Annotated in this window: 21 protein-coding genes and 1 riboswitch; of the genes, 8 read left to right on the plus strand and 13 right to left on the minus strand. The window is 35.0% G+C overall.

Features of this window, described 5'->3' with window-relative positions:
- Nucleotides 1-19 precede the first annotated feature (19 nt).
- Nucleotides 20-892, minus strand: coding sequence for a shikimate dehydrogenase (locus B6D18_RS00925; protein WP_086362725.1), 873 nt, complete (start codon nucleotides 890-892; stop codon nucleotides 20-22).
- 361 nt (nucleotides 893-1253) lie between these two features.
- Here B6D18_RS00925 and B6D18_RS00930 point away from each other — a divergent pair, with 361 nt between their 5' ends.
- A complete protein-coding gene (locus B6D18_RS00930) occupies nucleotides 1254-2597 on the plus strand; it encodes a Na+/H+ antiporter family protein (protein WP_086362726.1) in 1344 nt (447 codons plus the stop codon).
- Between the two features lie 31 nt (nucleotides 2598-2628).
- Complete coding sequence (gene rsmB / locus B6D18_RS00935) at nucleotides 2629-3918, plus strand: 16S rRNA (cytosine(967)-C(5))-methyltransferase RsmB (RefSeq protein WP_086362727.1); 1290 nt, start codon at nucleotides 2629-2631, stop codon at nucleotides 3916-3918.
- 56 nt (nucleotides 3919-3974) lie between these two features.
- Here rsmB and B6D18_RS00940 read toward each other — a convergent pair whose 3' ends face one another.
- On the minus strand, nucleotides 3975-4514 hold the full coding sequence (locus tag B6D18_RS00940; RefSeq protein WP_086362728.1) for an NAD(P)H-dependent oxidoreductase: 540 nt from the start codon (nucleotides 4512-4514) through the stop codon (nucleotides 3975-3977).
- A gap of 111 nt (nucleotides 4515-4625) precedes the next feature.
- Here B6D18_RS00940 and B6D18_RS00945 point away from each other — a divergent pair, with 111 nt between their 5' ends.
- From B6D18_RS00945 to radA, 3 genes are all read left to right on the plus strand, one after another.
- A complete protein-coding gene (locus tag B6D18_RS00945) occupies nucleotides 4626-4967 on the plus strand; it encodes a helix-turn-helix domain-containing protein (RefSeq protein WP_086362729.1) in 342 nt (113 codons plus the stop codon).
- Nucleotides 4968-5166: 199 nt separating this feature from the next.
- On the plus strand, nucleotides 5167-6141 hold the full coding sequence (serB, locus tag B6D18_RS00950; RefSeq protein WP_086362730.1) for a phosphoserine phosphatase: 975 nt from the start codon (nucleotides 5167-5169) through the stop codon (nucleotides 6139-6141).
- A 9-nt stretch (nucleotides 6142-6150) separates the two neighbouring features.
- Complete coding sequence (radA, locus tag B6D18_RS00955; protein ID WP_086320860.1) at nucleotides 6151-7527, plus strand: DNA repair protein RadA; 1377 nt, start codon at nucleotides 6151-6153, stop codon at nucleotides 7525-7527.
- 94 nt (nucleotides 7528-7621) lie between these two features.
- On the opposite strand, the gene ppnN is transcribed toward radA, so the two are convergent.
- On the minus strand, nucleotides 7622-8998 hold the full coding sequence (ppnN, locus tag B6D18_RS00960; protein ID WP_065614640.1) for a nucleotide 5'-monophosphate nucleosidase PpnN: 1377 nt from the start codon (nucleotides 8996-8998) through the stop codon (nucleotides 7622-7624).
- Nucleotides 8999-9531: 533 nt separating this feature from the next.
- The gene (locus B6D18_RS00970) at nucleotides 9532-12090 is read right to left on the minus strand and encodes a tetratricopeptide repeat protein (protein ID WP_086362732.1); all 2559 of its coding nucleotides are present in this window, start codon (nucleotides 12088-12090) and stop codon (nucleotides 9532-9534) included.
- Nucleotides 12091-12652: 562 nt separating this feature from the next.
- Here B6D18_RS00970 and B6D18_RS00975 point away from each other — a divergent pair.
- Both B6D18_RS00975 and moaA read left to right on the plus strand, forming a co-directional pair.
- Nucleotides 12653-12835, plus strand: a complete 183-nt coding sequence (locus tag B6D18_RS00975; protein WP_086362733.1) for a hypothetical protein — start codon at nucleotides 12653-12655, stop codon at nucleotides 12833-12835.
- Between the two features lie 72 nt (nucleotides 12836-12907).
- Nucleotides 12908-13033: riboswitch (molybdenum cofactor riboswitch) on the plus strand.
- Entirely contained in the window at nucleotides 13028-14002 is a 975-nt protein-coding gene (gene moaA, locus B6D18_RS00980; protein WP_086362815.1) for a GTP 3',8-cyclase MoaA, read from the plus strand. (Overlaps the previous riboswitch by 6 nt.)
- On the opposite strand, the gene gluQRS is transcribed toward moaA, so the two are convergent.
- The 3 genes from gluQRS to folK form a co-directional block, all read right to left on the minus strand.
- Complete coding sequence (gene gluQRS / locus B6D18_RS00985) at nucleotides 13982-14872, minus strand: tRNA glutamyl-Q(34) synthetase GluQRS (RefSeq protein ID WP_086362734.1); 891 nt, start codon at nucleotides 14870-14872, stop codon at nucleotides 13982-13984. The genes moaA and gluQRS overlap by 21 nt on opposite strands.
- 35 nt (nucleotides 14873-14907) lie before the next feature.
- Nucleotides 14908-15363, minus strand: a complete 456-nt coding sequence (gene dksA / locus B6D18_RS00990) for an RNA polymerase-binding protein DksA (RefSeq protein ID WP_086362735.1) — start codon at nucleotides 15361-15363, stop codon at nucleotides 14908-14910.
- 135 nt (nucleotides 15364-15498) lie between these two features.
- Nucleotides 15499-15984: a 2-amino-4-hydroxy-6-hydroxymethyldihydropteridine diphosphokinase gene (gene folK / locus B6D18_RS00995; protein ID WP_086362736.1), complete on the minus strand. Its 486-nt coding sequence runs from the start codon at nucleotides 15982-15984 to the stop codon at nucleotides 15499-15501.
- Between the two features lie 164 nt (nucleotides 15985-16148).
- Between folK and B6D18_RS01000 the strand changes: the two genes are divergently transcribed.
- The gene (locus tag B6D18_RS01000) at nucleotides 16149-17507 is read left to right on the plus strand and encodes an MmgE/PrpD family protein (protein ID WP_086362737.1); all 1359 of its coding nucleotides are present in this window, start codon (nucleotides 16149-16151) and stop codon (nucleotides 17505-17507) included.
- 48 nt (nucleotides 17508-17555) lie between these two features.
- Here B6D18_RS01000 and B6D18_RS01005 read toward each other — a convergent pair whose 3' ends face one another.
- The 6 genes from B6D18_RS01005 to B6D18_RS01030 form a co-directional block, all read right to left on the minus strand.
- Nucleotides 17556-18308 (minus strand): amino acid ABC transporter ATP-binding protein, encoded by a 753-nt coding sequence (locus tag B6D18_RS01005; protein WP_086362738.1) that lies wholly within the window; start codon nucleotides 18306-18308, stop codon nucleotides 17556-17558.
- Nucleotides 18309-18318: 10 nt separating this feature from the next.
- Nucleotides 18319-18990 (minus strand): amino acid ABC transporter permease, encoded by a 672-nt coding sequence (locus B6D18_RS01010; RefSeq protein ID WP_086362739.1) that lies wholly within the window; start codon nucleotides 18988-18990, stop codon nucleotides 18319-18321.
- Nucleotides 18987-19769: an amino acid ABC transporter substrate-binding protein gene (locus B6D18_RS01015; RefSeq protein WP_086362740.1), complete on the minus strand. Its 783-nt coding sequence runs from the start codon at nucleotides 19767-19769 to the stop codon at nucleotides 18987-18989. The genes B6D18_RS01010 and B6D18_RS01015 overlap by 4 nt, the downstream gene beginning before the upstream one ends.
- Complete coding sequence (locus tag B6D18_RS01020) at nucleotides 19769-20290, minus strand: GNAT family N-acetyltransferase (RefSeq protein WP_086362741.1); 522 nt, start codon at nucleotides 20288-20290, stop codon at nucleotides 19769-19771. Before B6D18_RS01020 ends, B6D18_RS01015 begins: the two co-directional genes overlap by 1 nt.
- On the minus strand, nucleotides 20287-21648 hold the full coding sequence (purB, locus tag B6D18_RS01025; RefSeq protein ID WP_086362742.1) for an adenylosuccinate lyase: 1362 nt from the start codon (nucleotides 21646-21648) through the stop codon (nucleotides 20287-20289). Before purB ends, B6D18_RS01020 begins: the two co-directional genes overlap by 4 nt.
- A 391-nt stretch (nucleotides 21649-22039) precedes the next feature.
- Nucleotides 22040-23215, minus strand: coding sequence for an amino acid aminotransferase (locus B6D18_RS01030; RefSeq protein WP_086362743.1), 1176 nt, complete (start codon nucleotides 23213-23215; stop codon nucleotides 22040-22042).
- Nucleotides 23216-23285 lie beyond the last annotated feature (70 nt).

Raw genomic sequence — 23285 nt, forward strand, 5'->3', positions numbered from 1 at the left:
TTTCCTGTTCACCACAAAATTAATTATTAAATCCCATTTGTTCTTTGACATAATCAATTGGTGCATCTTCGCCTGTCCAAATTTTTATTTGTGCCGCTCCTTGCCATAGCATCATACCGATGCCATTGAGTGTTTTACATCCTTGTTGTTCGGCCATTTCTAATAGCTTAGTTTTGCGTGGGCTATAAATACAATCTGTAACAACGAGATCTGATCGCAACATTGCTGGATCGGTAATTAAACTTTGTCCTTCTAATGGTTTCATTCCCACACCAGTGGCATTGCAAAGTACATCGCTATTAGCAATTTGTTTTCTTAACTCATTCTCATCAGCTAGATCGTTAATATGTACTTTACATTTTGTCTGTTCATTTAATTTTTTTATTACCGATTCTATTTTTGTATAGCACTCATCTTTCTGATTAAAAATAGCAATTTCTTTTACGCCATCAAGCGCTGCTTGTACGGCAATTGCGGTTGCCGCACCTCCGGCACCGAGAATGGTTATTTTTTTATCAAGCATATTAATGCCAGCTTCTGCTAGCATACGCATATAGCCAATGCCATCAGTGTTATAACCAGTCAATACGCCATTATCATTTGAAATGGTATTACAAGCCCCACTCATTTCTACCGCAGGTGTTAATTTATCAAGGTATTGGCAAACAAGTTGTTTATTGGGCATTGAAATAGCACTACCTCGTAACCCAAGCGCTCGTAAACCTTTTATTGCATCGGGTAGCTTTGGTTGATCAACTTCAAATGCTAAATAAATAAATGGAATATTTAATTTAGAGTAAATGGTATTTTGCATTTGCGGTGACAAACTATGACGAATCGGATAAGCCATTAAACCAATCAATAGAAAATGACCATCAATATTACTTCTCATTTGAAATTCTCCGTAACTAATCTAAATTTTGTCCAAAACTGATCATATACCATGATGTTTGTGTTTATTGATTTTGTTTAGCCAAAAAGCTGGCAATATTGACCTTACCTTATTTAATTCAATAGGATAATTATTTAATTGTAATCTCAGTTTTGTTATTGCTTTTATAATGACACGAGATCAAGTGTGCTACAACCTAAAGATATAACAATATTATTTGTTTTATTGATTCACATTTTAACATGGTCAGTTAATTGGTGATTAAAAAAGGCTTTATGCGAGTAAGCGTATACTAACAATTGCACTTTAAATAGCTATCGCCTAGAATAACCACCTTTATCTCGCTACGAAGAATCTATTTATGAATACTATTCTTGAGCTGTTTTCCTCGGTAAATGCAGTTGTTGTTGCTGTTATTTTAATGTTAGTGCTTTCGCTTTGCCGAGTTCATGTGGTAATTAGCTTAATTATTGGTGCATTTGCAGGTGGTTTATGCAGTCATCTAACCCTAAAAGAAACCATAGACGCTTTTAATACAGGTATTAGTAACGGGGCTAATATTGCCTTATCTTATGCTATGTTAGGTGCGTTTGCCGTGGCTATTTCTAAATCAGGATTACCAGAATTATTAGCTGATAAAGCCATTAAACAATTAACTACTAATGATGCCAAAACACGAATTAAATGGTTATTAGTTATTATTATCGGGTTAGTTAGTATTTCCTCACAGAATATTATTCCAATTCATATCGCCTTTATTCCGCTTTTAATTCCACCACTTTTATATGTGATGTCGAGATTACAACTAGATAGACGAATGATTGCGTGTATTATGACATTTGGTTTGATTACGCCATATATGTTTTTACCGGTCGGATTCGGTAATATCTTTCTAAATCAAATTTTGTTAAAAAATATTATTTCGTCAGGAATGGATGTTAGTCATGTTAATGTTATGCATGCTATGGCTATTCCTGCTTTTGGTATGTTTGTTGGTTTACTATGGGCTATTTTTGTCAGTTATCGTAAACCGAGACAGTATGAACTTATCCGTGAAGAGAGTCATGCCGAACAGTTTAGTAATGTAAGTGCTCGTTCACTTATTATCTCATTATTAGCGATTGTTCTTTCTTTCACTGTGCAACTTTGTACTGGATCGATGATATTAGGTGCGTTAATTGGTTTTATTTGCTTTATTGTTTCAGGTTCAATCAAATGGGGCGAAGCAGATGGAATCTTCACCGATGGTATCAAAATGATGGCAATGATTGGTTTTGTGATGATATCTGCGCAAGGGTTTGCCGAAGTATTAAAACAGACGCATGAAATAGAACCTTTAGTCATTAATAGTGCAGCGTTATTTGCTGGAAACAAAGTCGTGGCCTCTTTCATGATGATGTTAGTTGGTTTGGTCATTACGCTGGGAATTGGCTCGTCATTTTCTACTGTTCCTATTATTGCGGCAATTTATGTTCCGTTATGCGTTCAATTAGGATTTTCACCAATTGCAACAGTTTGTTTAATTGGTGCATCAGGAGCTATCGGTGATGCCGGTTCACCACCTTCAGATACTATTTTAGCCACATCTGCTGGTTTAAATAGTGATGGACAGCATGACCATATTAGAGACAGTGTTATTCCAACTTTTACCCATTTCAATATTCCGTTATTTATTGCTGGATGGGTGGGATCATTGATTCTTTAAACAATCAAAAGAATTAAGGCTATTATTAGTTATGAATAAAAAGTCATACCAAAATATTCGTGCGCTTTGTGCAAAAGCTATCTTTGCGGTACTTGAAGAAGGGCAATCACTTAGTACGGCTTTAGCATCTTTTAATCATCAAGTTGCTGATAAAGACAAAGCATTAGTGCAAGAGATCTGTTTTGGTGTAATGCGAGTACTACCAGAACTGGATTTCTATATTCATAACTTAATGAGCAAGGTCTTAACTGGGAAAAATAGAATTTTACATTACTTATTGCTAACTGGATTGTACCAAATTCTTTATACCCGAATTCCTGAACATGCCGCTGTAGGTGAAACAGTTGGTGCGGTTAATGATTTAAAAAAAACGCAATTAAAAGGTGTGATTAATGGTGTTTTACGTGAATTTTTACGCCAACAGGCATCATTAAAACAAAAATTTCAGCAAGATAGTAAACAACAAATTAGTCAGACCTTACATCCTCGTTGGTTATTAAATCGTTTAAAATCAGCTTATCCAGAGCAGTGGCAAGCAATTGTTAATGCGAATAATCAGAAACCACCTATGTGGTTACGAGTTAATCTTAACCATTATTCGGTTAGTGAATACCAACAATTACTTGAAAAACAACAAATTGCTTCCGAGTCTTTTGCTGATATCCCTTGTGCTATTCGCTTAAATACGGCGGTAAATGTGACTAAGCTACCGTTTTTTGCTGAAGGAGCGGTAACAGTACAAGATTTATCCGCACAATACGCGGCTTATCTATTAGCACCTAAAAATGGTGAGCAAATTTTAGATATGTGTGCCGCTCCTGGCGGTAAAACCACTCATATTTTAGAACTTGCGCCTGCAGCTAATGTATTAGCTGTAGATATTGATGCCAACCGCGTTAAACGAATTGATGAAAACTTAACACGCCTAAAACAACATGCACAAGTCAAAGTTGGTGACGGTTTAACCCCTGAGAAGTGGTGTGATGGGCATCAGTTTGATCGCATCTTGCTTGATGCACCTTGTTCGGCTACCGGGGTTATTCGTCGTCATCCTGATATAAAATGGTTACGACGTGATAGCGATATCGCTCAGCTCACTGAACTACAATATGCTATTTTGACTCGTATCTGGCCTTATTTAAAAACAGGTGGCACTTTAGTTTATGCCACTTGCTCGGTATTATCAGAGGAGAATAAGTTACAAATCGCCCGTTTTTTACAACAAACCCCCAACGCCAAACAGCAGGGAGAACTTAGGCAGTTTTTACCGACTGAATTGGCTGGCGATGGTTTTTTCTATGCTGTATTAAGGAAAGAATAGTTATTAGTAATAATGTTTGATGATTTATTGTGCAAATATAAATCATCACCATTATTCTATTGCTTATATTTTTCAATCATTGCAACTAATTTTTCACTATGTTGTATTGCTTTGGCCTTTATTTCATTTGGCTCAGCGGTTACTGGTGATACCCCATATAAAACAACTGGTGTTAGGTATTGCATTTGGCTATAAAGTGCGGATAGTTTTACCGGTTGATGTAGATGATCGATTATATTAGCGTCATAATCACTATAATTTTTCTCAACTTGTCCGATAGTTAAACTGGTTAGTAATTTTTTATCTTTTAATTTATCGCCTTTTGAACCATAGGCAAATTGATAGGTAAATACATCATCAAACCATAATTTTAGGATCGCTGGCATATTAAACCAATACATCGGGTATTGTAAAATGATTAGCTCGTGTCTCAGCAATGCGGCTTGTTCTTCTTGCACATTAATTTGATAGTTTGGATAAAGTTGATGAATATTTCGAACTTCAAGATCTTTAACTTTATTTTGTAAGGTTTCAACGATAGTTTTATTGGCTGTTGATTGTTCAATATTAGGATGAGCTAAAATAATTAATGGCATAATATTTCCTTTGTTTTTATACTATAAAAAATTGAGTTACTCTATTTAGTTTATTGACAAATATTTTTTAAGCAATATCTATCAAACTTGATAGTATAGTTAGGAATATGTATGCAAAGTGGTGAAGAACGGCCGTCAAAACGCTATAACAATAAAACTTATTATTGCCCAATAAGTTTAGCAATGGATTTAATTGGTGGAAAATGGAAAGGTGTAATCCTTTATTATTTACTTTCAGGGGAAAAACGATTTAGTGAGTTAAAGATATTGATTCCGGAAGTTACCGATATGACATTAAGCATTCAACTTAAAAAATTGGAACAAGATGGGCTTATTATTCGCCGTGTTTATGGCCAAAAACCACCACTTAAAGTGTTATATAAACTAACTCCACTTGGTGAAAAAGTTGGTCCCGCGCTTGAACAACTCTGTTTATGGGGTGAAGGAGTTTAGTTGTTATTTTTGCCTTTTTAATTGTTAGTTGATTTGCAATGATTAATGATGAATTAAACTTTTCCTCAAAAAATTTTGAGGAACGGGGTTTTTTAAGCCATAAAATTTAATCAATAACATCTTATCATCGTTACTTGGACAATCTTTGGCAGATATGATAAATTCCGAATCTGTTTTGCATTTTTAAGACTCTCGAAATATGGCTTACACATTAACCTATAGTGATCTCTCCGAAAATATACAATATTGGCAAGGTTTACCTTTATCTTTAAATGGTTGTGAAGTAGTTCCATTAGATTACAATGCCGGAAAAACCGGTTGGATTATTTATGGTAAAAAGTTAAATAAAACCTTACTGTCAAAATTTCAAAGACAGCTGGCAATGCCGATGGTTGTGGTTTCTTCGTGGAAAATTAAAACCTATCAAATTGTGCGTATTGCAGGGGTAATGCCGAAAAAAGCCAAATCAATTTCGTTAAGCTTAGGGATTGATGTTGCACCAATCGATAATTTACCAACCTTACATTCTCCAGGCTTATTGGTTATGGATATGGATTCAACAGCTATTGGTATTGAATGTATTGATGAGCTGGCAAAGCTACAAGGTGTTGGTGAACAAGTTGCTACAGTTACTGAACTTGCTATGCGAGGAGAACTTGATTTTGCCACCAGTTTACGCAAACGCGTAGCTACCTTAAAAGGTGCAGAACAAACTATTTTAGATCAGGTAAAAGAGAGCTTACCATTAACGCCGGGATTAATTTATTTAGTTAAAGAGCTACATAAAAAAAATTGGCATGTTGCTATTGTTTCTGGTGGATTTACCTATTTTGCTGACCATTTAAAACAGAAGTTGAAACTGGTTGCTGCTCATGCCAATGAGTTAGAAATTAAAAAAGGCCAGTTAACTGGTAAAGTGATAGGGCAAATTGTTGATGCTAAATATAAAGCGCGAACGCTACAACAATTGGCCGCTTCTTTAGATATTCCGATTGAACAAACGGTTGCAATTGGCGATGGCGCTAATGATTTAATGATGATTCGAATTGCCGGACTTGGAGTTGCTTATCACGGCAAGCCGAAAGTCGTTGAAAAAGCAAGAATTAGTATCAATTATGCTGATTTAACTGGTTTATGGTGCATTCTATCTACCAGTTTATTAAGTGAAGGTTAGGAGAAAAATTTGGCCAAAACAGTAAAGCGTGCTTATGTATGTAATGATTGTGGCGCCGATTATCCTCGTTGGCAAGGTCAATGTAGTGCTTGCCATGCTTGGAATACTATTACTGAAGTGAGGTTAGCCAGTACCTCATCACGCAATGATCGATTAACCGGTTATGCTGGTGGTGCAGGGCAAACTAAGATCCAAAAACTATCTGAGATTAGTTTAGAGGCCTTACCTCGATTTTCAACTGGATTTTCTGAATTTGACCGAGTACTTGGCGGTGGCGTGGTACCAGGTAGTGCTATCTTAATTGGTGGTAATCCTGGTGCCGGTAAAAGTACTTTGTTATTGCAAACAATGAGTAAACTGTCTGCACAAATGAATACACTCTATGTTACTGGTGAAGAGTCATTGCAACAAGTAGCAATGCGTGCCCATCGTTTAGGTTTACCTACTGATAATATTAATATGTTGTCTGAAACCAGTATCGAGCAGATCTGTTTACTGGCCGAACAATCTCAACCAAAATTAATGGTTATCGATTCAATTCAAGTGATGCATCTTGCTGATATCCAATCTTCGCCAGGCAGTGTGGCACAAGTTCGAGAAACAGCAGCTTATTTAACTCGCTTTGCGAAAACCAAAGGAATTGCCATTATCATGGTTGGCCATGTGACTAAAGATGGTTCGCTGGCAGGCCCTAAAGTGCTTGAGCACTGTATTGACTGCTCGATTTTACTTGATGGTGATGCGGATTCTCGATTCCGTACTTTGCGTAGTCATAAAAATCGCTTCGGAGCGGTAAATGAACTAGGTGTGTTTGCCATGACTGAACAAGGCTTGAAAGAGGTTAGTAATCCATCAGCAATCTTTTTAAGTCGTGGTGAAGAGATGTTATCTGGTAGTTCAGTAATGGTGCTGTGGGAAGGCACTCGGCCATTATTAGTTGAGATCCAAGCGTTAGTGGATCACTCTGTTTATGGTAATCCAAGACGAGTAACTGTCGGACTTGATCAGAACCGATTGGCACTGTTATTAGCGGTCTTGCATCGTCATGGTGGTTTACAAATGGCTGATCAGGATATTTTTGTTAATGTTGTCGGTGGTGTAAAAGTAACCGAAACCAGTGCCGATTTAGCATTAATTGCTGCATTGGTATCGAGTTTTCGCAACCGTCCTTTACCACAAGATGTGGTAATTTTTGGTGAAATAGGATTAGGTGGTGAAATCAGACCGGTACCAAGTGGTCAAGAGCGTATTTCAGAAGCGGCTAAACATGGCTTTAAAAAAGCGATAGTACCTATTGCCAATATGCCGAAAAAGAAACCAGAAAATATGCAGATCTTTGCGGTTAAGAAAGTATCTGAAGCACTAGATATTTTAAGTGATTTGTAGGTTTTTTCTTGCTGAAAATATTCCGCCGATTTAATTCTGCAATTTAGTCTTAGCATTTAACTATCGGCGGAAAAGAAGTTATTTAATTTTAGCGTTAATAACAAATTTCATAACAAGGTTGGTAAGCACTACCTCCAGGTAGCTTCATACGGTCTTGTTTTACATAGCTAAGCAGTAAATTATCTAATTGTTTCATGATCTCTGGATCACCTTGTAATTTATAACGTCCATGTTCGGCAATTTGCTTCATACCGAATTCTTTAACATTACCAGCTACGATACCTGAGAAAGCTCGACGTAAGTCAGCTGCTAACATTTCAACAGGTTGATTTTTATGTAAATTAAGTGATGCCATATTTTCATGGGTTGGTTCAAATGGATGCTGTAATGATTCATCGATTTTAAGTAACCAGTTAAATCCATAAGCATCTCCAGTTGCTAAACGTGATGATTTAACCTGTTTGACACCATGTTTCATGATGCGAGCGACTTGTTCTGGCGAATCAATGATAATTTCATACAGTTTAGTTGCTTCTTCTCCTAAGGTGTTGCGGATAAATTGGTCAATTGCAGCAAAATAATCTTCACACTCTTTAGGACCAGTTAAAATAATTGGTAAAGTTTGATTTTTATTAGCAGGATTAAGCATAATCCCCAAAATATAAAGCAATTCTTCTGCGGTACCTGGGCCTCCAGGAAAGATAACAATACCATGCGCCATACGCACAAAGGCTTCAAGTCTTTTTTCAATATCTGGCATAATAATAAGTTCGTTAACCAGTGCATTGGGTGGCTCTGCGGCAATAATGGATGGCTCGGTCATACCAATAAAGCGACTATCTTTGATCCGTTGTTGAGCGTGCCCAACCGCAGCTCCTTTCATTGGTGCTTCCATAATACCTGGTCCACAGCCTGTGCAGATATTGAGTTCGCGTAACCCTAGCTGCATACCTACTTGACGAGCATAATAATATTCACTTTCGTTAATGGAATGCCCACCCCAACAGACAATTAAATTAGGCTCTTCTCCCACATGTAATGCATTGGCATTACGTAAAATTGAGAAAACAAGATTAGTGATATAATAGGAGTGTTCTTTTTCTAGTTTATCATTAGGCACCAAATGTTTAATTGCACTAATTTGGCTATTTAAAAACAGGATATCACGCAACACCGCAAATAGATTGGCCTGAATGGAGCGAATAATTTTTTTGTCGACAAATGCGGTTTCAGGAGCATCAATAAGCTCTAATTTGACCCCTCGTTCTTTGCTGATAACGTTAATTTCGAAAGATTTAAATCTATCTAATAATTCTTGAGTATTATCAGTTTTGCTACCTGCATTTAGTGTGGCTAGTGAACAATTTCTAAATAATTGATATAGTTCACTATTTGCTGATTTCTTTAAAATATCAACTTCAGCCTGCGCAAGTAAATCCATTGATCCTAATGGGCTAATATGGGTGATCATCACAACCTCCATTTGACGGTTTTATTGACAAGAGGACTATATATACTTGAACTAGTTAAATAAGTAAAGTGGATAAAAATTTTACATAACACAATCACAATATTATTAGAATTTGTGTAATAAAAAATCTAGGTAAGATGATTTACCTATATTTGATATAATTTGGTTTATAAAGGTATGCAATTTTCGCGTTTGTCTTGCGCATCATCATAGCTTATACTCAAAGAGGTTTCCCATTCTTTTTCACCTTCATATTTAATATTTATAATGCAATTAAATTTTTCAACATATTCAACATAACTGTTCTCTGTCTGAAAATATTTACCTACTCGTGGTTTTGGGGAAAATAGTGATTCATAACATAAGTAAATTACACTGAATATTGTTAATATAAATATCAAAATAAGAAACCCAATTCTTTGTCGTCGTTTTTCGGATTTAGTTGTTGTGACTATCGTTTCATTCATCTTTTATATTCCGTATTAACTTGCCTATATTAAGAGGCTATATTGTTTGTGATCAAATTTTAATTTTTAATGTATATCCAAATGCGTTACTGGAATAAAACGATATAGCTTACTGTATTGTTCTAGCCGATTATTCGCTTGAGTCAATTGTTCTGCGGTTAGTTGCTGTTTTAATTCTTCAGCTTTTTCTGCAGCTTGAGGTTGTTGATGTTCTGATAATAGACTATACCAAACATAAGCTAAACTATTATTCTTAGGTACTTCAATACCTTGCTCATGCATATTGGCCAATTCAAACCAGATTTTATAAACTTCAGAAGATGAAAGTTTATCGCTGTTTACAGGATAATAATAATCACGTTGATTTAAAGATGAGCCATTAAATAAAACATTGAAAGTAAAAGAGTCGTAGTTTCCAAATTTAATATCATCATCTAAATCATTTCTTAATAGAATAATTTTTTGCAGTTGATAGGCGTTATCAACATGTTCGCTTTGGGGTGTGTAATAACTAATTAGTAATCTAGCCGCGTATCGATTTCCAGTTTTTAATCGTTCTTTTAAACTTAAAAGCAATTCCTCATCTCTATTATCATAATACCGATTAGCTTGATATGTTGATTCAATAAGCGCATATTGATTTTGCTTATCGATTAAAGATTTTAGCTCTACATCATACTTGTCCCACTGATAAGTACTTTTGTAATAATGTGCTTTTAAAAATTGTTTTCTGTCATCATCAATATTGCTGTTGTCTATCCAAGTAAAAAGTGGATATTGTAGTAGTTTACAGTGAAATTCATCACGATTTAATTTTTCGACAAAGTATTGTTGAGCAGTGATATCACCTGCGATGGCAGCATTGTAGGTCATATCACAACTTTCACTCCCAATTCTACGTTCATTATGCTTCAACAAAAGATAATTAATTTTAGCTGTTGGATTATTTTCCTTTTCAACTGTTAACCAATCTTTACCATCAACTAAAACCGTTGGTGAACGGTAATTTTGTTCATGCTCTAAATATTGCGTAGTCAACCAGTCAAAATCAGGATGAGTTTTGTCAATTGTTATCAAAAAGTTTTGAGCTGCAAAGTAATTTTGTTCGGCCGCTAAATTAAGATACCGCCAAGCTTCTCGGTAGTTCTGTTTAACACCTCTACCCATATAATAGATGACACCTAAACGATATTGAGCAAGTTTGTATCCTGAATCTGCTGCTTGTTGGTAATAGGTTATAGCGGTCTTTGGTTCTTGGATTAAAAAATCATATACTGTACCTAAACCATATAAAATTTTGGGGTTTTTAGGTTCAAGGTTTAAAGCTGATTGGTAAAGCTCAATTAATTGATCTATTGTTTTTCCATTAATCCTTTGAGCATCTTGATAATAACCGTAAGCTATTTTCCTTTCTTTGGCTAGGGCTAATATCGAAGAAATAATGACAGCTTGATTTGAATCAGGACGATTTGTAGATTGTATTTGATCAACTAGTTTTGTATAAAACCTTTCCTCATCTTCTGAATTTTCACCAAATATCAATGCAACAAATTTACTTGCATTGGTAGCATAGGCTTGATTCTCCAACGTGTTAATTTTCATTTGTTTATTATAAAGATCTGAATGTGCAAATTCGTGATGTCGTTCTATGTGTGAGGTATGGTTTTTATAAATGGGTTTAATAACATTCAGTAAAAATTCTTTTCCCAATAATTGATCATCAATTGATTCAATTTTTGTATCAAGTTCAAGACCTAAATGATAGTATATGGCAGCTTTTTCAGGATCTTTTTCCACGCCTAAACCATTTAAATAAAACCAAGCTAATTGAAAAGCTATTTTTTGTCTGATATTTTTTTCTATTTTATCATAATTAACAAAATAAATTAGATATTTAGCAGCCCATAAATAATTGGGGTGATCTAATTTTGTACCGTCTGCTTGACCACCATTTAAGAAATATTCAATTAACTCATATGTTACCTTTAATGCTCTTTTATCTTTCATTTTAGTTAAAGATTGCTCAAGCCAGTATAAAGATTTTATGGGATCATTTAATTTATGTTTATACAACCAATAGAGTTCATATTGTGCACTACCAGTAAATCCCCAATCTTTACTTTTACTTGCTAATTCATAATACTTAATTGCTTTAGTATAGTCTTGTTTAACATATAAACCCTCTTTATAGAGGATACCGAGAACATATTGTGCTTTACCTGCATAAGGTCCCGCTTTAACTGCTTTTTCCAACCAATACAATCCTTTTTGGATATTTTTAGTAACTAATTTACCTTCAATATAGGCAATACCTAAATTTGTTTGTGCATTTGGATGTGAGTTTTTGGCTGCTTTGGTTAAGAATTCAATATATTTTTCGTTAGATTTATTTTGACATCCTCTTAATTCTTTATTTTTTGATTCAAGATAAAATTGATGAGGGCTACAATTCAAATCATAATTGCTAATGGATGGGTTATAAGCTTGAGCAATTTTATATTGAGCATCACCGTCATTATTATTCATTGCTAATGACCATACTGTTTGCGATATCGTTTCGGCAAAAGCATTATGTGATGGAAGAGAAAAAAGTATTAAGCCGGATAAAATTATAATTTTATTCATTATGTTACTACCATATAAATAACAAACAATCCATTTTTTAGACAAATGATAATTTAGTTTAAAAAATTAATCCAATATCGAGATATATTAAATAATACATAATAATCAATCAATTATTAATTTTATTTTTATTGTTATATCGGCAATTATCCTGTTGACGGGTGGCTTTCTTAAATTATTTTTAAAGAAAGTAATTATGTTGAGATGTTAGTAAAACCAACGTTTGGCGATGATACTTATGAATGTTATGCGGTTCGTATTCCAAAACAACATGCTTTTATTTTTCTTTGCTTTCTTCATGTATCAACAATAGTTATGCTTAAAGTTAATTTTATTATGATGATAATATGTGCTACCGCCAGCATAATCTTTTTTAATCTTTAACCTGTTTAATGATGATTCATTAAACGATTGTCTTACTCTCATCAAATCTATTTGTTGGGGCTGGATAATTATGGGGATTTTTCTGTTATGGGCCATTAAGGGAGGCTCCTTTTTTACTAACTAGGTATTAGCCTGTTTAGGTTATTGTAAACCATGGCTACATGTTATTGAAAAGGAAATGGAACGATTTAAGGCGTTGCATGAGGCTCATTCTTCAGAAATATTCAAAGATCCACAAACGGCAAATTTTATAAAACTAAAGATTTTTCAGAGTGATTTTTATTATTGTCGAACGCCGATTTTACCTGATTGGTTTAGCATTATCGCTACGGAGCATAGTAATAACCATGTTGAATGTTAGATAAAAATAAATTGTTTTTTATTAGATTGATATTAAATAATTGTCCATAGTCAAAAAATAAACGCTATGCTAGACTGAACCAAACTCTGAAGCTAATTTGCCTAAGTGATAATATTATTCATATGGTAATTTAGCCGCGGTATAGCACAGAAATGGCTATGCTTCCCGATTTGGATAAGGTGTTTATTATATATGCAATTAGTGGATAATTATCAGCGTCGCTTTCAATATTTGCGTTTATCAATTACTGAGCTATGTAACTTTCAATGTCAGTATTGTTTACCTAATGGGTATCGACCTAATAAAGATCATAAATTTTTATCGTTAAATGAAATTGATAATGTCATATCAACATTTACCGAACTTGGTGTGCATAAAATTCGCTTAACTGGTGGCGAACCGACTTTGCGTCGAGATTTTATGGATATTTTGTCAATTATTTCGGCTTATCCAAGTATTAAACAATTGGCAATTACCACCAATGGCTCAAGATTATTAAAAAATGTCCATTATTGGCAACAAGCTGGGCTTAATGCTATTAATATTAGTATTGATAGTTTTTCTCCTTATATTTTTAAACGAATAACTGGCCAAGACAAACTCCAAGAGTTAATGCAAGGAGTTGAAAAATCATTAGATGTTGGTATTGAGAAAGTTAAAATTAATACCGTTCTAATGAAAAATATGAATGATCATCTGAGTGATTATTTAGCTTGGATTAAACACCGACCAGTAGAATTACGTTTTATTGAACTGATGGAAACAACCGAAAGCCGTCAATTATTTAATCATTATCATTTAGCTGGTCAAGTGATGGAGTCTCAACTTATTGAACAAGGTTGGAAATTACAAGCAAAAGAGGCATTATCTGGCCCAGCTAAAGTTTATGCTCATAGTGATTATCAGGGTAAAATTGGTCTAATTATGCCTTATTCAAAGGATTTTTGTAAAAGTTGCAACCGATTACGGGTTTCATCGCTTGGTAAATTACATTATTGCCTTTTTGGTGATGCAGCTGTTGATTTACGGGATTTGCTAAACAGTCCAGAACAGAAAGCACAACTTAAAGCACGCGTGTTAGCTTCACTATTAATAAAACCAGAAAAACATTTATTACATGAGCATAATCTAGGCATTTCACCTAATTTATCTTATATCGGTGGTTAACACTTGGTTTTGTTTCGGTATTTGGTTAATTTTCCAGTGAGTTATTGCCCAATCTAATAACTGTGTTTGTGAGGCATCTTGCCAGCTTTCCGGTAATTGTTGGCCTAAAAACCGTAATGCTTGTGCAGTTAATAAATTCGTATTTTTACTATCAATAGGGCTAGCATGGTTCTGTTTTGACAGCTTACTTCCATGATTATCTAAAGCTAATGGTAAATGGCAATAATTAGGAATAGTAAAATTAAATAATCGATAAAGCGAAATTTGTTTAGCAGTAACTGGTAGTAGATCTGCACCTCGAACAATTTCAGTTATTCCTTGGTAATTATCATCCAATACGACAACTAAATTATAAGCAAATAGCCCATCTTTGCGATGAATAATAAGATCCTCTTGAGCATTGGCTGGATCAACAGTTTGTTGACCACGAATTTTATCATCGAAAGAAAAGACTGGCTGACTTTGCTTTAATCGAATGGCACATTGTTGTTGGTTAGTTGATGCTAACTGTCGCTCACGACAAAAGCCATCATATATCCCATTGCTAAGATTATGGATCCTTTGTCTGGTACAATCGCAATAATAAGCTTTTTGCTGAGTAATAAGCGATTGTAATACGGCTCGGTAACGCTCACTACAATTTGATTGATATAAAACTTGGTCGTCCCAATGCAGTTCGAAAGCTTCTAATGTTTTTAATATTAAGGATGAAGCGCCTTTGACTTCTCGTGGAGGGTCAATATCTTCAATGCGAACAAGCCATTTACCAAAATTGGCTTTGGCTTGTAGGTAACTACCGAGAGCCGTCACCAACGAACCAAAATGTAATGGTCCAGATGGTGAGGGTGCAAAACGACCAATATATTGCATGGGCGTATTGAATAAAATAATAATTTAAATGGAAATTACATACCCATTTGTTTTTCACGAAGTTCAGCTAATGTTTTGCAATCGATACAAAGATCAGCTGTCGGTCTTGCTTCTAAGCGACGAATACCAATTTCAACTCCGCATGAATCACAAAAACCAAAATCATCGATTTCGATTTTCTTTAATGTTTTTTCAATTTTTTTAATTAATTTACGTTCTCTGTCACGCGCTCTTAACTCTAAGCTAAATTCTTCTTCTTGAGTAGCGCGGTCAGCCGGATCTGGGAAATTTGCAGCCTCATCTTGCATGTGAGAAACTGTTTTACCCATTTCACCTTGTAACTGTGACAGCCATGCTTCTAAGATAAGTTTGAAATGTTTTAATTGCTTAGGATTCATGTACTCCTCATCTTTCGCTTCTTTATAAGGCTCAAGCCCTGCAATAGCAAGCAAGCTAAGAGAAGATGTATTTACTTTTTGTTCCTTTTTCACAGCAATCCCCTTAAGTACAGATTATTTGCGAGCGGTAAACTATAGCAATAATTTAGCCTTTGGCAAATTTTTTTTATTATTTTTTTTGCATTTAAACCACAAAAATCTACAACTATATGTTATTAATAAGATTAATTATTCATGCCATTTTTTCAATCCATTCATGGGACATTTTGTTAATAAATTAAATAGCTTATCGTTATCAGGTAATATCAAGTTAGGTGAAATATCAAATAAAGGATAAAGCACAAATTCTCTCTTTTTCATATGATAGTGCGGTATGGTAAGCCTTTCTGTATCTATAACTAAGTCATCATATAACAATATATCTAAATCTAATGTTCTTGCCCCCCAGCGATTTTCTTTACGGACTCTACCTTGTGACTTTTCAATGGTTTGTAAATGATCTAATAGTGCTATTGGTGTCAGAGACGTGGTTAATTTGATGACTGCATTGAGATAATCATTTTGATCTTGTGGCCCCAATGGTTTGCTACGATAAAATGGCGATATATCAGAAACAACTGTTTCAGGTAATTGTTTTAAGGCCGCAATAGCTTGATTAGCTTGCTCTAATGGATCGTTAAGATTACTGCCTAAGGCAATATAACAAATTGACATAATTAGCTGTATTTTTGTAATGTTAAAAGGTAGCAATATCTTAGCATATTTGGTTAATAATGATTATTTCGAGTTATTAACATATAGCGATATAATCTTTTCATCGAATATTTATTATCCACTATTGGCTCAATATGTTATTGAGATCTAGATGAGAGTTTATAATGCAATTAGGTCATAAATTGAGTTTCTTAATAAAAAATACACCAATTATTGAGCAACAGTCAGTCCTTGAATGTGCAATTAATGGGGTTATAGACTACTTTGCTAGTAGTTTGCAGGCATCTAATGAAACAAATGTTAAGAAATTACTTGCATGGATCAATGATGAAGGTGGCCATAATCGTGCTTGGTTAATTGGTCAAAAAAAACAAGCAACTAGTCGGCAAGCTGCATTATTTAATGGTTTTCAAGCTCATTGTTTAGATTATGATGATGTGCATTCAGATGTACGTGGTCATCCATCAGCGGTTATCCTATCGGCTTTATTTGCGAGTATTCGCTTAGATGATTCATTAACCAATTTAGATGGGCGACGTTTTTTAACTGCCTATGTAATTGGTATTGAAGTTATGGCCTTATTGGGACGATGTGTCAATCCTGAACATTATGAAAAAGGCTGGCATGCAACAATAACATTAGGGGGAATTGCTGCAACAGCCGCTATTTGTTATTTGTATGATGAACCATTTATTGCTCAAGCATTAACTTTAGCTGCCACACAAGCATCAGGCATGCGCTTATTGATGGGGACACCCATAAAGTTTTTACATGCTGGATTAGCCGCACAACATGCTATACAAGCTGTTGACTGGTTAAGAGCAGGCATTTCGGCAGATAAAGACTTTCTTGATGAAAACTTAGGTTTTTTATCAATATATGGCCAAGGTAATGATGATTTAGATTTAACTGTGTGGGCAAAACCATGGAAGATTATTAAACCGGGATTATGGTTTAAAACTTATTCATATTGTTCTGCTGCTTCATATATTGCTGATGCTGGTAAATTACTGTATAAACATCCTAAATTTAATGTGGACAATATTAAGCATATTACACTTTTCTTTGCACCTGTTAATAGTGATGCTGCGTTAATTTATAAACAGCCATTATCAGCTGAGCAGGGGCGTTTTTCAGCAGAATATATTTTGGCCTTAATTTTACTTGGTATTGCGCCAGATTTTGAACAATTTACGGAAAAAACAATAGCTGACAATATCCAAAATTTAATGCAAAAAATGCAGCGTAGTTATGCTATCCAATTACCCCCACATCCTGATGCATATAATAAACGTTATGTGGTTATTGAAATTGTCTTTGATAATAACCAAAAAATTAGTCAGCGAGTGGATATACCTAAGGGTTCACCGAAAAATCCATATAGTCAACAAGAACTGGCAGCCAAGTTATTTGCTGCATTGCCAAATGAAGTTAAAGCCCAACAGTTATTGAGCGATATTCATGCCTTAGCCAATGGAATGGATATTAAACAATTGCTGAGGTCGCATTGGCAAAGGCTTTAATTTCTCATACCAAACTATAAACAACTTAATTAGGTTATAAAGATAAGTTTAGATTTCAAAATCAATCTCATCAGAAAGTTGTCGTAAAAAGCGTTGGGTTAACTGATGTTGTGGATTATCAATCAATGATTTTGCTTGCCCTTCTTCAACGATGACACCATCTGACATAAAGATGATACGATCGGCGACATATTTGGCAAACTCCATCTCGTGGGTCACTATCAACATAGTAATGTTTTCTTTGGCCAGTTTTAGCATCACTTGCAAGACTTCATGTACTCGTTCGGGATCTAATGCAGAAGTTGGTTCATCAAATAATAGGACTTTAGGTCTAACAGCTAATGCCCTAGCAATAGCAACACGTTGTTGTTGTCCACCTGATAAGGTGATTGGGTATTGATTAGCGTAAGCTAGCATGCCAACACGCTCTAACAATGATAACCCATACTGTTTGGCTTCATCTTTAGCCATTTTTTGGCCGACAACTAATGGATAAGTAATATTTTCTAATGCGGTTTTATTTTTAAATAAATTATAGTGTTGAAAAACCATTGCCGATTGTTTACGTAAGTTAGTTTCTTGCTTGTGATTATAATGTTCACAATTAAGTATGGTTTTATCAATACGGATAGTCCCAGTATTTGGTTTTTCAAGTAAATTAAGGCAACGCAATAAAGTTGATTTTCCCGATCCTGATGGTCCAATAATTGCAACTACTTCACCTTGTTTAATGCTGAGATTTATTTCTTTTAATACTTCATTATTGCCAAATCGTTTAGATAAATGAGATACATTAATCATCATGCTCTCCTTAACGATGATATGGTTTAGTCAGCTTACGTTCTAGCTGCTTTTGTAACCATGAATAGGCTACAACCGTTAGCCAGTAAACAATACCGACGGCTAAATAAGTTTCAAAATAGAGGAAAGAATTTGCGGTTAACATTTTTCCTGCCGCTAATAGTTCTTGTACACCGACAAAAAATGCTACAGACGAGTCTTTAAGTAATGAAATAAACATATTACCAGTATTGGGTAAAGCATTGATCATCGCTTGCGGTAATATGATGCCTCGATAAACTTGGATAGTACTTAATCCAGAGGTTAATCCTGCCTCTTTTTGTCCATGATCTACTGACGCTAAGCCTGCACGAAAGATTTCGGCTAAATAAGCGGAATATTTTAAGCTAAAACAGATGATCGCTGCGGTAGTTGCTCCCATTTGTTTCATAATTGGAAATATTTGTGGTAAACCATAGTAAATAATAAACAATAAAACGACCGAGGGAATACCACGAAATAAAGAGATAAATAGTGCCAAAAAAGAATCAATAATAACGATCTTATTGTTTCTAATCAGTGCGATAGCAAGCCCCAATATAATGGCAAACATAATTGAGACAATCGCAATAAAAAGTGTAACCGGCAGATAGGGTAATATCTGCGGGAATACACTAACAAAATAGTTTATATTGAAATTCATGAGGTAATATCTTCACCAAAATATTTAATTGATAGATTTTTCAATGTGCCATTAGCACGTAGTTTTTCGATCACTTGATTAAATTTCTCGCGTAAAGCTTTACCTTTTTCATCCTTATTAAAAGGAAAAGCAACTTGTTCAATCGTGATTGGATCGCCAACTAACTTAAATGGTAGATTTTTTCGTTTGATCTCTGCCAATAAGATAGGCTTGGAATTGACATAGCCATCGACTCGTTGAAATTCAGCATCGTGCATTGCACCATCTCGAGTTTCATAAGTTTTGATAGTGATTTCGTTATTTGGAAATGCCTTTTTAAGGTTATTAATATGATTTGAACCAAGTACTCCGGCGATAGTTTTGCCATTATAATCAGTTAACTGATTAATGTTGTTATTTTCTTTATGAGTAACAATTTGACTGCCATAAAAACTATAGGCTTGAGTAAAATCATATTTTGCTTGTCTAGCTGGGGTTACTGCCACCGCATTCGCTACTGTGTCTAAACGGCCTGAGTCAAATTGACCCATTAATCCACCAAACTCAGCAATTACCCATTCAATCTTATAACCTAATTCATTGGCAATTGCTTCGGTCACTTCAACATCAAATCCAACTAACTTACCATCTTGTTTATACCCATTAGGGTAACTTTGGCCAGTGGTGCCTACTTTAATAATATTTGGTTCATTTGCTTGATTGTTAGATTGGTTATCACAACCAATTAAGCTTAGGCTGGTCAATAAAATAGCAGAAAACAGCGTTATTATTCTTTTCATTATCGATTACTCCTTTTCTTCCATTCGCAATAGTTTTGGTTATTTAATATTTTTTCAAAATAAAGGGTAGTATGATCACTAGTTAAATCTGCTTGCCCAATTTGTTGATAGCCTTTTTGGCGATATATTTTAGCTAGCCATGGATGATTGGCTGCTGTACCTAAAGTTACTGCTGGCAGTTTAAGTTGATTAATTAAAATTTCTTTTTCAACCCAATCCCATAAAGCATTACCATATCCTTGACCTTTATAAGCTGGATCGGTTGCAAACCAGCCTAAATGAGGTAATCCATAAGGACCTGGGTTATTTCCCCATGGCATGCGAATACTGAGTGTGGATATCAATTTATGATCTTTTTCAAATAGATAAACTGGATTCGAATCAATATGTTGAATTATCTCTTCTGCTTCGACCGTTGCTGCAGCAAAATGGATGCCTAATTGTGATGTAGCTTGATAGGCTCGGTGCAATAATTGCTGATATGCAGTAATATCGGAACGGTTGATTAAGCGAAAACTCATAATAATACTCCGCTGTGCTCGGCATATTTAATGACTTGTTCGACTTTTTCTGCTGCACTGCCGAGATAATTAATTGGATCTAACCAATTATCAAGTTCAGATTCAGTAAAGTGTTTATTTAAACGAGGATCTTCTAATAATACTGATTTAAATGGTCGATTTTGTTCGTATGCCTGCATCGCGTTTTCATAAACCAAATGATGAGCGGTTTGTTTGCCTAAACGTTTGCCAATTTCAAACATCACTTTTTCTGATAATAGTAGGCCATTTTGTTTTGCCAAATTAACTAACATTTGATCGGCATTCACTTTTAAACCTTTTAACACCGCTAAAGCCGTTTGTAGTTGTGCCGAAATATAAAGATTGATTTCCGGGAGCGCGATCCATTCAGCTCGCCAACTCATGGCATCTCGTTCATGTTCAACCTTCATTGATTCATGGATAAGTGCCACACTTTTTAATAGAGGGGCGGTAAGGCTGGCTAAACCTTCTAATGCGGCTGGATTACGTTTATGCGGCATGGTGGTTGAGCCAATTTTACCATCGGAAAAAGGCTCTTCGACTTCGTTAATTTCGGTTCGCATAAGGTTGTAAAATTCGTTACCTATTTTGCCAAGGGTGCCACTAATAAGGGCAATTACTGAAGCGTATTCTGAAAAACGGTCACGAGCAGCTTGCCAACCTATATTTGGCGTGTTGAGTCCTAGTAACGTTAATGCTCGTTGCTCAACTTGTGGGCCGCGTTCTCCCATTGATGCGTAAGTACAAATAGCCCCACTAATATTGCCGACTAAAACGCGTTGTTTTATTTCTGATAAACGTTGTAAATGTCGAACAAATTCATCTAACCAAACCGCTAATTTGAAGCCAAATGTCGTTGGTAGAGCTTGCATACCGTGGGTACGACCAACCATAGGTAAATATTGATATTGTTTAGCTAACAGTTTCAATTGATTGGCAATTAATTTTGTATCTCGCTCAATGATAGCGAATGATTGTTGTATCTGAAGGACAGTTGCTGTATCAACAATATCTTGAGTGGTTGCGCCATAATGAATGTATTCACCGGCATCGCCAACCTGTTTTTGCAAGGCGTTGATTGTTGACATTAGTGAATGTTTGGCTTTGGCTGCTTCTTGAGCTAGTTGTTCAAGAGATAATTTTGATGCATCAGCTTTGCTAATAATTGTCTCAGCAACATCAGCAGGAATAACACCTAATTCACCTTGTGCTTTGGCTAAGGCGACCTCAACTAGCACTTGCTTTTCTAAACGATTTTGCTCAGACCATATTTGGCGCATTTCGCTAGTACCAAAGTTATTGCCTAAAATTAAAAAATCTAAAATATGCGATGCCACAAAACTATCCTCGATAAAAATGCTATAGCTGATTGAACAATTATTATTAATTATTGAATTAACGTCTAATAGCCAGTTTGTCTAATGATATAACTAAAAAGAATAATAGAATTAATGATTGAGCCAGTAGTATGAACTTATTGTTTAAAACGCTGACTATTTAACAAAAAATTTTGAGGAGAGGGGTTTTTTAAGCCGATAACAGCGAATATTTTACCAATAGTTAATGTGAGGTAATGGCTAAGATCAATTCAAGACTTAATAGATAATATTGTTTGAGGTTATGAAAGAAATTTTTATGGTTAAAAAATTGAATACATTGGTGATTAAATTTTACATTAACGGCCAATGTATTCAACTGTATTAAATAATAGTTTGCGAAACAGATATGCTATAAAACCTCGACAATTGATTCACAAAGTCTAGACATATTATCGATAGTCATTCCGGCAACATTGATTCGTCCTGAATTAACAATATAAATGCCATAATCATTACGCAATTTAAGCACTTGTTCTTCAGTTAAACCGCTAAATGAAAACATACCATTTTGTTTGGCAATAAAACTAAAATCTTGGTTAGCGCCTTTATCTTGTAAAGTTTTCACAAATAGTTGGCGCATACGATGAATTCGTTGACGCATGCTAGTTAATTCATCAATCCACTCTTCTTTTAACTCAGTATTGTTTAATATATAAGAGACAATTTTAGCTCCATGGGCTGGAGGATTAGAGTAATTGGCTCTGATAATGGTTTTGACCTGACTAAATGCCCGATCGGCAATTTCGCTATCCGCAGCAATTAAAGTGAATGCACCAACACGCTCATTATATAAACCGAAATTTTTTGAGTAAGAGCTAGCAATCAGTAATTCAGGTTGATTATTCGCAAACAATCTAAGTCCATATACGTCTTCTTCTATGCCTTGACCAAACCCTTGATAAGCGAGGTCAAATAGTGGTAACCAACCATTTTTTAAGGCTAACTCTGAAATCGCTTGCCATTGTTCTGGGGTCGGATCGATACCGGTAGGGTTATGGCAGCAACCATGAAATAGCACGGCTTCGCCGGCGACAACTTGATTTAAATCACTCATTAAACCATCAAAATCAATGCTTCGAGTTTGAGCATTATAATAATGGTATTCTCGTACTTCTAATCCCGCAGTTTGAAATACGCTGCGATGATTAGGCCACGATGGATTACTTATCCATACTCGTTTTATTTTCGTACGGCGAGATAAAAAATCAGCCATGATGCGTAATGCACCGGTTCCGCCAGGGGCTTGTGCAGTTCTCGCTCGTTGATTTTCACTACCGAACAGTAAAATTTGGGTGGCAATATTAAATGAATTAACACCATCAATGGGTAAATAGCTTTTTGTGGTTTCATCATCTAGCAATAGATGTTCAGCTTTTTTTACACTTTCTAAAATAGGTGTTTTGGTGGTTTCATCTTTATAGACACCAACACTTAAATTAATTTTGTTGGTGCGTTCATCCTTGTTGTAGAGATCCGCTAAGCCTAAAATAGGATCTGCTGGTGCTGCTAATAAATATTCAAACATAAGTTACCTATTTCTTTTAGTGACACTTATTGCATTATATACACATTGTTTGGCAAGTTACAATTTGTAA

The organism is Gilliamella sp. A7 (assembly GCF_002142015.1).
Classification (GTDB): domain Bacteria; phylum Pseudomonadota; class Gammaproteobacteria; order Enterobacterales; family Orbaceae; genus Gilliamella; species Gilliamella apis_A.